The following is a 12705-nucleotide window of genomic DNA, read 5'->3' on the forward strand; positions in this document are numbered from 1 at the left end:
CCTCCCCAGGACGGTGGTTCGATGGATTGGAGAGTGGAATGAAGGTGCTAGTCCCGGTCAAGCGCGTGCTTGACTACAACGTGAAGCCCCGGGTGAAGGCCGATGGCACGGGGGTCGACCTCGCCAACGTCAAGATGAGCATGAACCCGTTCGACGAGATCGCGGTCGAGGAAGCGATCCGTCTGAAGGACAAGGGCGTTACCGAGATCGTCGTCGTGTCGATCGGCGAACAGAAATCGCAGGAAACGCTGCGCACCGCGCTCGCCATGGGCGCGGATCGCGCGATCCTCGTCGTGTCCGATACCAAGGTCGAACCGCTCGGCGTCGCCAAGATCCTTGCGAAGATCGTCGCGGAAGAAAGCCCCGACCTGATCATCCTCGGCAAACAGGCGATCGACGACGACAACAACCAGACCGGGCAGATGCTCGCCGGCCTGCTCGGCTGGGCGCAGGGCACCGCCGCGTCGAAGGTCGAGATCGCCGGCGACACGATCAACGTCACCCGCGAGATCGACGGCGGCGCCGAGACCGATGCGCTGAAGCTTCCCGCGATCGTCACCACCGATCTCCGCCTCAACGAGCCGCGCTACGCTTCGCTGCCCAACATCATGAAGGCGAAGTCCAAGCCGCTCGCGCAGAAGACGCCCGCGGATTACGGCGTCGACGTCACCCCGCGGCTCACCACGTTGAAGGTGGTCGAACCCGCCAAGCGCACCGCAGGCGTGAAGGTCGCCGATGTCGACGAACTCGTCGGCAAGCTGAAGGCAATGGGAGTCGCGAAGTGAAGACGCTGGTCTGGGTCGAACATGACGGTACGGCCGTCAAGGATGCCACGCTGTCGGCGGTCACCGCCGCCTCGCAGCTCGGCGAAGTCCATCTGCTCGTCGCCGGCAAGGGCGTCGACGCCGTCGCCACCGCCGCCGCTGCGATCGCGGGCGTCGGCAAGGTCCATGTTGCCGACGACGACGCGTTCGCGCACGCGCTGGCCGAAAACATCGCGCCGCTCGTCGCCGAGCTGATGGGGCATCACGACGCGTTCGTCGTACCGTCGACCTCGACCGGCAAGAACATCGCGCCGCGCGTCGCCGCCCTTCTCGACGTCATGCAGATCAGCGACATCCTGTCGGTCGAGAGCGAGGACACCTTCACCCGCCCGATCTACGCCGGCAATGCGATCGCCACCGTTCAGTCGTCCGACGCCAAGAAGGTGATCACCGTCCGGGGCACCGCCTTCGCCAAGGCGGCGATCGAGGGTGGATCGGGCGAGATCGAGGCGGTCGCCTCGACCGGCGACAAGGGCCTGTCGACCTTCACCAGCGCCGAAATCGCCAAGTCCGAGCGCCCGGAGCTGACCAGCGCCAAGATCATCGTCTCGGGAGGGCGCGCGCTCGGTTCGGGCGATCAGTTTCACGCGCTGATCGATCCGCTCGCGGACAAGCTCGGCGCCGGCGTTGGCGCCAGCCGAGCCGCGGTCGACGCGGGCTATGCGCCGAACGACTATCAGGTCGGTCAGACCGGCAAGATCGTCGCCCCCGAAGTCTATGTCGCGGTCGGCATCTCGGGCGCGATCCAGCATCTTGCGGGCATGAAGGACAGCAAGACGATCATCGCGATCAACAAGGACGAGGACGCCCCGATCTTCCAGGTCGCGGACATCGGCTTGGTCGGCGACCTGTTCAAGATCGTGCCGGAACTCACCGAAAAGCTGTGAGGTAATGGGGGTGGCCCTTCCGCGCGCCCCCTTCCTGAACTGGCTGGATTAGCGCGTGCCCAGATCGTGCTCCCGCGAAGGCGGGAGCCCAGTACCGGGTCCCCGCCTCCGCGGGGACGCGACATGGAACGCTCGCCGCTCCCGCCGCTGTTAGCTCATCCCACCCGCGCGCTCACCAGCCGCACGAACACGACCAGCAACGCCAGCACGCTCGGATAGAAGGTGAGCGCGAAGCCGAACGCGCGCGCCGCGGCGCCGCCAGCATATCCCGCCCAGAACAGCACCCGCCCGACCGAAAAGCAGCCGACCAGCAGCGCAATCGCGCCGGCGCTGTCCGCGACGTAGGTCAGCGCCGCATAGGCGAAGGCGGCGATCACCGCCTGCTCGAGCGTGTTCTGCGCCACCGCGCGCGCGATGCGGATCGCCGGCGGGTCCTCGCCGGCCGCCGCCCCGCCGATCGCGCGGTCGTCGAAGAACCGCAGCCGCGCGACGTTGCCGATCGTCGCCGCCACCCACAGCCCCAGGATCGAGGCCGCCGCGCCGAGCGTCTCGGTCGGCCCGCCGATCACGTCGGCATTGAGCCCGATCGCCAGTGCCGGGATCGCCGCCGCCAGCCCGGCCGCCATGCCCAGCGCGACCCCGCGCCGCTCGGGCGTCATCATGCTCACACCGTCAGTCCCTGCAGCAGCTTGGGCAGATCGCCGCTTTCGCCCCGCGCCTCGGCCATGAAGCGATCCTTCAGCGGCGGCACCGCGTTCACCGCGCTGATTCCGAACCGCCGCACCGCGCTCGCCGCCTTGCCGGGGATGCCGAACAGCCGCGCCAGACCGTCGGTCGCGGCGGCGACCATGAAGGTGTCGAGCCCGCGCCAGCGCTGATAGCGTGCCAGCAGCGCAGCATCGCCAAGGTCGAGCCCGAGCCTTTTGCCGTCGACCAGCACCTCCGCCAGCGTCGCGACGTCGCGAAAGCCGAGGTTGAGCCCCTGCCCCGCGATCGGGTGGATGCCGTGTCCCGCATCGCCGACCAGCGCCAGCCGTTCCGCGGTGATCCGCGCGGCGTGGTGGAAGCCGAGCGGATAGCTCGCGCGCGGCGATGCCGCCGACAGCGTGCCCAGGAACCCGCCCATCCGCTTCTCCGCCTCCGCCAGGAAGCCGCGATCGCCGAGCTTGAGCATCCCGCCGGCGTCCTTCGCGGTCACCGTCCACACGATCGCGGACCGGTGCCCGATCTCGTCGTCGGGCAGCGGCAGCAGCGCGAACGGCCCGGCGGGATAGAAGATCTCGAACGCGATCCCCTCGTGATCGCGCTCGTGGTGGAACGCGCCGATGATCGCGGCATGATCGTAGCGCCACTGCGCGACGGTGATCCCGGCAGCGACCCGCGTCGGCGAATTGCGCCCCTCCGCCGCGATCAGCAGCGGCGCGCGGATCACCGCCCCATCGCTCAGCGTCGCGGTCACCCCGGCCGCATCGCGCACCGTTTCGGTTGCGCTCGTCTGCATTCGCAGATCGACTGAAGGCGCCGCACTCGCCGCATCGAACAGCGCGCGGCGGAGCAGCTTGTTCTCGTACATGACCCCCAGCGCGCCGTCGTCGGCATCGGGGACGAAATCGAGCGCCCCCGGTTCCAGCCCGTCGCTGACCCGGATCTGGCGGATCGGGCAGCCGCGCCCCGCCAGCCGCTCCCCCACCCCGATCGCATCGAGCATCCGCCCGCTCGCGCTCGCCACCGCGGAGGCGCGGCCGTCGAAGCCCGGCGCCAGCGTGACCGCGGGATCGGCGGGATCGACCACGATCGAGGTAAGCCCGTGCGCAGCGAGCGCCAGGGCCTGCGTCGCGCCGACCAGGCCGCCGCCGAGGATGATGACGTCTGTGTCCATAAGGACTCTCTATCCGCGCAAACCGATCGTGCCAACGCCGCTGGCTTGACGTCGCAGCGCCTGCGGCCGATGAATTGCGCGCATTTCGTACATTGGGGGTCGAAGCGATGGCGACGCGTGCGCAGCCAGGCTTGTTGCGTGAAACTGTGAAGGCCGGGGCGGTCCGCAGCAGCGCCTTGTTCGCCGCGATCGCGTTGTTCGTCGCGACCCTGCTGATGGCGCTGGCGCTGGCGAGCTACCAGCCGAGCGATCCGTCGCTCAACACCGCATCGGGCGCGACCGCGCAGAATCTGGTCGGCCTGCCCGGCGCCTGGTTCGCGGATATCGCGTTGACGCTGTTCGGCCCCGCGGTCGCGCTGCTGCTGCCGGTCGCGCCGATCGTCGCGCTGCGGCTGTGGCGTGCGCAGCCCGCCGGGCGCTGGCTGCGGATGCTCCGCAACGCCGCGATTGGGGTCGCGCTGATGGCGACCGCGCTGTCGTTCGTGTCGTCGACCTCGGTGCTCGCACTGCCCGCAGGGTGGGGCGGGCTGATCGGCCTGTCGCTGTCGCACGTCGCTGCCTGGGCGCTGGCGTTCGCGGACGATCCGGCGGTGACGATCTGGGGAATGCGCGCGATCGGGCTGGTCGCGATGGTCGCTGGAATCGTGATCTGGGCGAAAAGCCTGGAGATCGAACTCGGCGATCGCCAGTGGCGCCGTCGCCGCGTGCCGCGGATCGCCTATGCCGCCGCCTTGGCGGATGACGATGCCGAGGAGATCGATGACGAACCGCTGACGCTCGATCGCAAGGCGGTGACCCCGCGCGCGGTCGCCGCGCCCGATCCGCGCCCCGCGCCGGTGATCGCGGACCGCTCGCTCGCACCGTCCGCCGCCAAGCCGCGGCCGAAGCAGGCGCAGCTCGATCTCGGCCAGACCTACAAGCTGCCGCCGATCGACCTGCTCGCGCCGCCGCCGCCGACGCCCAAGGGCGCGATCGACAAGGCCGCGCTGGAACGCAACGCCCGCCTGCTCGAAAACGTGCTCGACGACTTCCACGTGAAGGGGTCGATCATCGAGGTCCGCCCCGGCCCGGTGGTGACGATGTACGAGCTCGAACCCGCCGCGGGGATCAAGGCGAGCCGGGTGATCGCGCTCGCCGACGACATCGCGCGCAACATGTCCGCGATCTCGGCGCGCGTCGCGACGATCCCCGGGCGTACCGTGATCGGTATCGAACTGCCCAACGCCAAGCGCGAGACGGTGGCGCTACACGAACTCGTCGGCTCGCAGAGCTTCGAGGACCAGTCCGCGCAGCTGCCGATCATCCTCGGCAAGAACATCGCGGGCGATCCGGTGATCGCGGATCTCGCGCCGATGCCGCATCTGCTCGTCGCCGGCACCACCGGATCGGGCAAGTCGGTCGGGCTCAACTGCATGATCCTGTCGCTCCTGTACCGGCTCACCCCCGACCAGTGCCGGATGATCATGATCGATCCGAAGATGCTCGAACTGAGCATGTACGACGACATCCCGCACCTGCTCTCGCCGGTCGTCACCGATCCCGCCAAGGCGGTACGCGCGCTCAAATGGGCGGTGGAGCAGATGGAGGACCGCTACCGGCAGATGTCGTCGGTCGGTGTCCGCAGCCTCGCTAGCTTCAACGAGAAGGTCCGCGCCGCCAAGGCCAAGGGGCAGCAGCTCGGCCGCCGGGTGCAGACCGGCTATGACGGCGAAACCGGCCAGCCGGTCTACGAGGAGGAGAAGCTCGACTACGAGCCGCTGCCGCAGATCGTGGTGATCGTCGACGAGCTCGCCGACCTGATGATGACCGCGGGCAAGGAGGTCGAATTCCTCATCCAGCGGCTCGCGCAGAAGGCCCGCGCGGCGGGCATCCACCTGATCATGGCGACCCAGCGTCCCTCGGTCGACGTCATCACCGGCGTGATCAAGGCCAACCTGCCTACCCGGATCAGCTTCCACGTCACCAGCAAGATCGATTCGCGCACGATCCTCGGCGAACAGGGTGCCGAACAGCTGCTCGGCCGCGGCGACATGCTCTACATGCCCGGCGGCAAGGGCATCGTCCGCGTCCACGGACCGTTCGTCAGCGACGACGAGGTCCGCGCGGTCGCCGACCATTGGCGCAGCCAGGGCCGGCCCGACTATATCACCTCGGTCACCGAGGAGCCCGAGGATGGCTTCGTGCTCGACGGCGCGCCGACCGGTGAGGATTCGGCGGAGGACCAGCAATATCGCGCCGCGATCCAGCTGGTGTGCGAGAGCCAGAAGGCGTCGACGTCATGGCTCCAGCGCCAGCTGCGGATCGGCTACAACTCCGCCGCGCGGTTGATCGAACGGATGGAGAAGGACGGCATCGTCGGTCGCCCCGATCATGTCGGCCGCCGCGAGGTGCTGCGCGATACAGAGGGTCACGCGATCTGAGAGCGGCTCACCCTCACCCTTTCGCGCCTCCGGCGCTCCCTCCCTCACCCACTGGGGAAGGAAAAGACGCCGAACGCGGCGCCGGGTGAGGGCGAGGACGACGACCCCCGTTAACGCCGCATTCAACGCACTGTCACCATCAGGACGCCCATGATCAGATACGCCATCGCCCTTGCCGCCGCTCCTTTCGTCGTTGCGGCACCGACGCCGGTGCAGGCTCAGGCGACCGGCGATCTCGCCGCGGTCCAGCGCCACCTCCAGTCGGTCGTGACGATGACCGCCGATTTCAGCCAGACCGATCGCAACGGCAAGGTGCTGACCGGCGTGCTGACGTTGAAGAAACCGGGCAAGCTGCGGTTCCAGTACGAGAAGGGCGTTCCGATCCTGGTCGTCGCGGAGGGCGGCGCGCTGACCTTCATCGATTATTCGGTCCGCCAGGTGCAGCGCTGGCCGATCAAGAACACGCCGCTCGGCGTGCTGTTCGATCCGTCTCGCGACATCACCCGCTATGCGCGGCTCGTCGGCGGCGGCGACGACCGCATCGTGTCGGTCGAGGCGAACGACTCCAAGCATCCCGAAGCCGGCCGCATCACCTTGGTCTTCGCGCGCGCCGCCACGGCGCCGGGCGGGTTGATGCTGCAAGGCTGGGTCGCACTCGACAGCCAGAACAATCGCACCACGATCCGCCTGGCAAACCAGAAATTCGGGGTGCCGGTGAGCGACAACACCTTCAAATGGAACGATCCTCGTCGCGGCGGCACGCGAAACTGACCGCAAGCGACGTTCCATTCATCCGCGCGACAGGTTGGCGACGCTAGGGGGTTCTGGCGGATGCGGGGCGTCCGGGATTTTCCCCCTGTTGCCCGGATGGTTACCTCGCTTCCCGCCTGCGTGACGAACGCTAGGTCGGCCCTCGCTCCATGCCCCCGGAGCGGGGGCCTTTCTGCGTAGCGGGTAGAAGGCGAAGCCCTTCGCCCTGCAAGCACGGCCGGCGAAGCTCAGCTCCGTCCGACAACACGGCTTCACCGCGGCGTCCCCCTGCAGACACCCCCCAAAGCTTGTCCCCCCCAGCCTCCCGGTCTAACCAGCGCCTCGTGAAAATCGTCTCCTGGAACATCAATTCGGTGCGCTTCCGCATCGGTATCGTCGAGCAGTTCCTCCGCGAGGTAGAGCCCGATATCCTGTGCCTGCAGGAGACCAAGGTGATCGACGGCGATTTCCCGCACGCGCCGTTCCGCGCACTCGGTTACCGGCACATCGTCATCCACGGCCAGCGCATGCATCACGGCGTCGCGATCCTCAGCCGGGTGCCGATCGAGGCCGATGACCGCTTCGACTGGCAGGCCAACCAGGAGGCGCGCCATGTCGGCGTCAGGCTGCCCGGCGGCGTGCGGCTGGAGAATGTCTACGTGCCCGCAGGCGGCGACGTGCCCGATCGCGCGGTGAACCCGAAGTTCGGCCAGAAGCTCGATTTCATCGAGCGGATGACGCGCTGGTCCGAAGCGCTCGACGTTCCGACGATCCTCACCGGCGACTTCAACATCGCACCGCTCGAATCGGACGTGTGGAGCCACAAGCAGTTGCTCGACGTCGTCAGCCACACGCCGGTGGAGGTCGCCGCGCTGGATCGGTTGCAGGCGTCCAACGACTGGGTCGATCTCGGCCGCCACTTCCATCCCGCGCCTGCGCGGCTGTTCACCTGGTGGAGCTACCGCGCCAAGGACTGGGAGGCGTCCGATCGCGGGCGCCGGCTCGATCACATGTGGGCGAGCCGCGACGTCGCCGCGCGCGCCACCAGCCACCAGGTGTTCGAACCCTGCCGCAGCTGGCTGAAGCCGTCCGATCACGTCCCGATCATGACCGAGTTCGACTTTTGACCGAACCCCACCCGCGGGCGGCGGCGCGCGCGATCGATGCGCTGCGCCGCGGCTGGCCGATCGCGATCGACGGCATGATGCTGCTCTCGGTCGAGACCGCCGACGCAGCGCGGCTCGCGCTGTTCGATCCGGCCGAAACGGCGGGGGTGCTGATCTCCGCTGGCCGCGCGGCGACGCTCAACCTCACCAACCAACTCGCCGCCGCCGATCCCGACTCCCCGGTGCTGGTCGATCGCGCACCGTGGATCGACGTCGCCGCCGCGACCGCGCTGGCCGACCCGCAGCTCGATCTCGCCACCCCGATGAAGGGCCCGTTCCGCACCGTCGGTATCGCCGATCCGGTCGCCGCCGCGGCGGCGCTACGGCTGGCGCGGATCGCCGGGCTGCTCCCCGCCTTCTTCGTCGGCGGGCGCGATCCCGAGGTTGCGCTGACGGTAGCGGACATCGACGCGCATCAGGACGCCAGCCGGCTGACCCTCGCCACCCGCGCGCGGCTGCCGGTCGACGGCGCCGAGGATGCGGAGATCGTCGCCTTCCGCTCGCCCGATGCCGCCGACGACCACGTAGCGCTGCTGATCGGCCAGCCCGACGGGCGCCCGCCGCTCGTCCGGCTGCACAGCGAATGCCTGACCGGCGACGTGCTCGGCAGCCTCAAATGCGATTGCGGGCCGCAGCTCCACGCCGCGATCGCCGCGATCGCCGCCAGCGGCTGGGGCATCCTGCTCTATCTTCGCCAGGAGGGTCGCGGGATTGGACTGGTCAACAAGCTGCGCGCCTACGCGCTCCAGGACCAGGGCTTCGACACCGTCGACGCCAATACCCGGCTCGGCTTCGCGGTCGATTCACGCGATTTCGGCGTAGCGGCGACGATGCTGACGCTGCTCGCGCAGGACCGCGTCCGCCTGCTCACCAACAATCCTGCCAAGGTCGCCGGGCTGGAGCGCGCCGGGATCGCGGTGGTCGAGCGGGTGCCGCACCGCCTGCCCCCCAACCCGCACAACGAACGCTACCTCGCCACCAAGCGCGATCGCACGGGGCACCAGCTTTGACCGAGGCGCCCGGTGCCGGTCGCCGGCTGATCGTGTTGTTCGGGGCGGCGGTGTGCGGGGACGGCCGCCCGAGCCCGACGCTCGCCCGCCGGATCGGCTATGCCGCCACCACCGCCGAGCGCGACGTCGACACCGACATCTTCTGCTCGGGCGGCATCGGCCGCGAAGGCCCGTCCGAGGCATCGGTGATGGCGCGCGCGCTCGCCCCGACCATCGCCGCCATGCGCATCCACCTCGACGAAGCGAGCGAGGACACGCTGCAGAGCGTCGCCGCCGCCGCCGCCTTCGCTCGGGCGCGGGGCTACGCGTCGTGCTTGAGCTGCACCGATTCCTACCACCAGCCGCGCGTATTGATGCTGTTCGCGATGTTCGGGGTGAAATGCCGCCCGATCCGCTTCATGCACGACGGCAGTACCCGCTACCAGACGCGCATGTGGGCACGCGAAGTGGCGGCCTTGCCCTACGACGTGGTGGCCGGCCTTGCGTTCAGGCTGCGACGATAAGGCCGACGCGTCGGTAGCTCCGTCACGCCATCTCCAGCACCCGCGCCACCTCCGCGAAGTCCCCCGCGACCGCCGCGACGCCGATCTCGCGCAACCGGTCCGCGTGCCCGACGCCGCAATGCGCCCCCGCGCAGAAGCCGATCACATGGCCCCCGCTCGCCACCGCGCCGGTCGCTCCGACCGGCGAGTCCTCGATGATCGCGCAGCGGTCGATCGGCACGCCGAGCCGCGCCGCGCCATATAGATAGAGATCGGGCGCCGGCTTGCCCCGCGCGACATGCTCGCGCCCGCTATAGACATGGTCGCCGAACGCGTCGGCCAGCCCGATATGATCGAGATGCCGCCGGATCCACCGGGTCGAACTCGACGACACCACCGCGCGCGGCAGGTCGGCGGGCAGTGCCCGGACGAACGCCACCGCGCCCGCCACCGCGTCGATGCCCTCGGCCATCACCCGCGCATCCTCCGCCTCGCGCGCGGCGTGGAAGTCGGGAGGGATCGCGTGGCCGATATACGCCTCGACCCGCGCGAGGAAGTCCGCGCCGGCATAGCCCATGAACTGTTCCATCGCCGCTTCGGGCGTGGTCGGGTGCCCCGCCGCGGTCAGCCATTCGGCGAGCTGGCGATTGCCTGCATATTCGCTCTCGATCAGCACCCCGTCGAAGTCGAAGAGCAGCGCGTCGGGCTTCATGCGCGTGCCCCGAACAGCGCGCTGCCGATGCGGACATGGGTCGCGCCGATCGTCACCGCGGTCTCGTAATCGTTCGACATGCCCATGCTCAGCCCTTCGACGCCGACCTCGCGCGCCAGCTTGGCGAGCAGCGCGAAATACGGCGCGGGCTCGACGTCGGCGGGCGGCAGGCACATCAGCCCGACCACCGGCAGACCCGCCGCGCGCGCCTGATCGACCAGCGCGGGCAGATCGGCGATCGCGCATCCGCCCTTCTGCTCCTCCGCGCCGATATTGACCTGTACGAAACAGTCAGGCCGCCGCCCGCTGCGTGCCATCGCCTTGCCGAGCGCGGCCACCAGTGACGGCCGGTCGACCACATGGATCGCGTCGAACAACGCCACCGCTTCCTCCGCCTTGTTCGATTGCAGCTGCCCGATCAGGTGCAGCGCGACGCCGTCGTAGCGCTCGCGCAGCGCCGGCCATTTCGCCGCCGCCTCCGCAACGCGGTTCTCGCCGAACACGCGGTGGCCGGCGGCGAGCAGCGGCTCGATCGCCTCGGCAGGCTGGGTCTTCGACACCGCGACCAGCGTCGCCGTGTCGCTACGGCGGGCGGTGGCGGCGGCGCGGGCGATCCGCGCCTCGATCTCGTGCAAATGGCTGTCGGCGGTCATCCGCGTCGCTATAGCGGCCCGGTGCGCGATCGATACCCTTTCCCGCGGCGCTGGCTGATGACCGACGAGCGGATCGGCGACCGGCTGCTGCCGACGATCCGCCGCCTGCCGCCCGGATCGGGGATCGTGTTCCGCCACCTCGCCACGCCCCGCGCCGAGCGGCTCGCGCTGTTCCGTCGGATCCGCCGGATCGCGGTGGCGCGGCGGCTGACGCTGGTTTCGATCGACGCGCTTGCCGGCAGCCGCGGTCATGGCGGAAAGCGGCCGTTCACCGCCCCCGCCCACGACGCGCGCGAGGCCGCGACGATGCGCCGGGCGGGTGCCGAGATCCTGTTCGTGTCCCCGATCCACGCCACCCGGACCCATCCCGGCGCAACGCCGCTGGGCATCCGCCGCGCGGCCGCGATCGGGCGCGAGCGGGTAAGGGCCAGGATCGCGCTTGGCGGGATGACGGAGCGGAACTGGCGGACGATCCGCCAACACGGCTTCTACGGCTGGGCGGCGATCGACGCGCTCACCCGCTGATCAGAAGCGGAAGGCGGTGCCCACATAGACCGCTTGGCTGTCGCGGCGATCGTCCTTCAGCTGCGCCAGCCGCTCGCGCTCCGAGCGATACCGCAGCCCGGCGGTGACATCGAGGTTGCGGGTCAGCGAATAGGAGCTGCTCATGTCGACCGAATAGCTCGGCACCTCGCCGACCAGGTTGGTCGCGCTCGCCAGTGGCCGTTCCGCCGCCGCCTGCAGGCTGCTGCTGATCCGGCCGGTGCGATAGCTGACTGCCAGATCGGCGGCTTCGCGGCTGCCGGGCTGCGCGGCGAGATCGACCTTGGCCACGTTGCCCGAGACCGCGAACCGCTTCCAGCCGACCGACACGCCGAGATTATACGCGATCGGCGCCATGCCGACGGTCGCGGCATTGCCCGACGCAATCCGGCTGGCCGCAAACGAGCTCGGGCCGCTGCCGGTCGATCGGGCGCGAACCGCGACGGTCACCGCGCGCTTGTCGCTGCGCGATTCGGCCGGGGTGAAGCGGAAACCGCCGACGTCGAGCCCACTGCGCGCGAACGCCGCGGCGAGCCGCGGATCGGCCGCTGCGGGGGTGAAGGAACCGGAGATGCGCGACGGCGTCGACGGCGCGGCACGCACCGACCGGGTCTGCTCGGTCGCACCGAAGGCGGGCGCAACCATCGCCCCGGCGGTGGCAAGCACCCCGGCAACGATCGCAGCAATGGCACGCCGTGCAATCACACACACAGTCCTTCCGACTCTGGACAACGCGACTAACATGATTCCGACGCTGGCAAACCCGGACTCGTCGGCCGATCCGCGGTTTTTGTCCGACTGTTGCAATACGCACACAGATCGATGCGCAACCAACCACATCAAATGCCTCCACGGGCGGCTCGATGCGCTGCTTGCGGGGGGTGCGGCGCCCCTGTAGAGGCTGGATCATAGCCTTTTTCCTGCCGGGATATGACCTCATGATCCGCCGTTTGCGTACCGCTCTCCTGGTCGCCGCCATCGCCCTGCCGCTCGCCGCCTGCGGTGGCGGACGCAAGGGCGCGGCCAGCGCCGATCTCGCGGCGTCGAAGGTCACCACGATCGGCGTGAACGCGTATCTCTGGCGCGCCAGCCTCGACACGCTGAGCTTCATGCCGCTGGTCCAGACCGATTCGAACGGCGGCGTCATCGTCACCGACTGGTACGTCAATCCGCAGGTGCCGACCGATCGGATGAAGGTGACGGTCTCGATCCTCGACCAGGATCTGCGCGCCGATGCATTGCGCGTCGTCGCGATCCGCGAGATGAACCGTGGCGGTCAGTGGGTCGCCGCGCCGGTCCAGGCCGCGACCACCCAGAAGCTCGAGGACATCATCCTCACCAAGGCCCGCGATCTCCGCCGCGCCTCCATCGCCGGATAA

14 protein-coding genes are annotated in these 12705 nt (G+C 69.4%); 9 read left to right on the forward strand and 5 right to left on the reverse strand.

The window, feature by feature from the left end:
* Positions 1–38 precede the first annotated feature (38 nt).
* Complete coding sequence (locus ACT009_RS11720; RefSeq protein WP_445191257.1) at positions 39–785, forward strand: electron transfer flavoprotein subunit beta/FixA family protein; 747 nt, start codon at positions 39–41, stop codon at positions 783–785.
* Positions 782–1711, forward strand: coding sequence for an electron transfer flavoprotein subunit alpha/FixB family protein (locus tag ACT009_RS11725; protein WP_445191258.1), 930 nt, complete (start codon positions 782–784; stop codon positions 1709–1711). Before ACT009_RS11720 ends, ACT009_RS11725 begins: the two co-directional genes overlap by 4 nt.
* Positions 1712–1866: 155 nt before the next feature.
* Here ACT009_RS11725 and ACT009_RS11730 read toward each other — a convergent pair whose 3' ends face one another.
* Together ACT009_RS11730 and ACT009_RS11735 are read right to left on the reverse strand one after the other, a co-directional pair.
* Positions 1867–2373: an MAPEG family protein gene (locus tag ACT009_RS11730; RefSeq protein ID WP_445194077.1), complete on the reverse strand. Its 507-nt coding sequence runs from the start codon at positions 2371–2373 to the stop codon at positions 1867–1869.
* Positions 2374–2375: 2 nt separating this feature from the next.
* Entirely contained in the window at positions 2376–3590 is a 1215-nt protein-coding gene (locus ACT009_RS11735; protein ID WP_445191259.1) for a UbiH/UbiF/VisC/COQ6 family ubiquinone biosynthesis hydroxylase, read from the reverse strand.
* Positions 3591–3697: 107 nt separating this feature from the next.
* Between ACT009_RS11735 and ACT009_RS11740 the strand changes: the two genes are divergently transcribed.
* The 5 genes from ACT009_RS11740 (at position 3698) to ACT009_RS11760 (ending at position 9439) form a co-directional block, all read left to right on the forward strand.
* Positions 3698–6010 (forward strand): DNA translocase FtsK 4TM domain-containing protein, encoded by a 2313-nt coding sequence (locus tag ACT009_RS11740; RefSeq protein ID WP_445191260.1) that lies wholly within the window; start codon positions 3698–3700, stop codon positions 6008–6010.
* Positions 6011–6160: 150 nt separating this feature from the next.
* Positions 6161–6781, forward strand: a complete 621-nt coding sequence (locus ACT009_RS11745) for a LolA family protein (RefSeq protein WP_445191261.1) — start codon at positions 6161–6163, stop codon at positions 6779–6781.
* 323 nt (positions 6782–7104) lie between these two features.
* Positions 7105–7887, forward strand: a complete 783-nt coding sequence (locus ACT009_RS11750; protein ID WP_445191262.1) for an exodeoxyribonuclease III — start codon at positions 7105–7107, stop codon at positions 7885–7887.
* Complete coding sequence (gene ribA / locus ACT009_RS11755; protein WP_445191263.1) at positions 7884–8936, forward strand: GTP cyclohydrolase II; 1053 nt, start codon at positions 7884–7886, stop codon at positions 8934–8936. Before ACT009_RS11750 ends, ribA begins: the two co-directional genes overlap by 4 nt.
* A complete protein-coding gene (locus tag ACT009_RS11760) occupies positions 8933–9439 on the forward strand; it encodes a YdcF family protein (RefSeq protein WP_445191264.1) in 507 nt (168 codons plus the stop codon). The genes ribA and ACT009_RS11760 overlap by 4 nt, the downstream gene beginning before the upstream one ends.
* Positions 9440–9461: 22 nt before the next feature.
* Here ACT009_RS11760 and ACT009_RS11765 read toward each other — a convergent pair whose 3' ends face one another.
* Entirely contained in the window at positions 9462–10130 is a 669-nt protein-coding gene (locus ACT009_RS11765) for an HAD family hydrolase (protein WP_445191265.1), read from the reverse strand.
* Positions 10127–10783, reverse strand: coding sequence for a YggS family pyridoxal phosphate-dependent enzyme (locus ACT009_RS11770; protein ID WP_445191266.1), 657 nt, complete (start codon positions 10781–10783; stop codon positions 10127–10129). The genes ACT009_RS11765 and ACT009_RS11770 overlap by 4 nt, the downstream gene beginning before the upstream one ends.
* A 21-nt stretch (positions 10784–10804) precedes the next feature.
* Between ACT009_RS11770 and ACT009_RS11775 the strand changes: the two genes are divergently transcribed.
* Positions 10805–11308: a thiamine phosphate synthase gene (locus tag ACT009_RS11775; RefSeq protein WP_445191267.1), complete on the forward strand. Its 504-nt coding sequence runs from the start codon at positions 10805–10807 to the stop codon at positions 11306–11308.
* Here the strand turns inward: ACT009_RS11775 and ACT009_RS11780 are convergent, their stop codons facing one another.
* Positions 11309–12031, reverse strand: a complete 723-nt coding sequence (locus ACT009_RS11780) for a hypothetical protein (RefSeq protein ID WP_445191268.1) — start codon at positions 12029–12031, stop codon at positions 11309–11311.
* A gap of 233 nt (positions 12032–12264) precedes the next feature.
* Here ACT009_RS11780 and ACT009_RS11785 point away from each other — a divergent pair, with 233 nt between their 5' ends.
* A complete protein-coding gene (locus ACT009_RS11785; RefSeq protein ID WP_445191269.1) occupies positions 12265–12705 on the forward strand; it encodes a DUF3576 domain-containing protein in 441 nt (146 codons plus the stop codon).

This window comes from Sphingomonas sp. Tas61C01, from assembly GCF_052567495.1.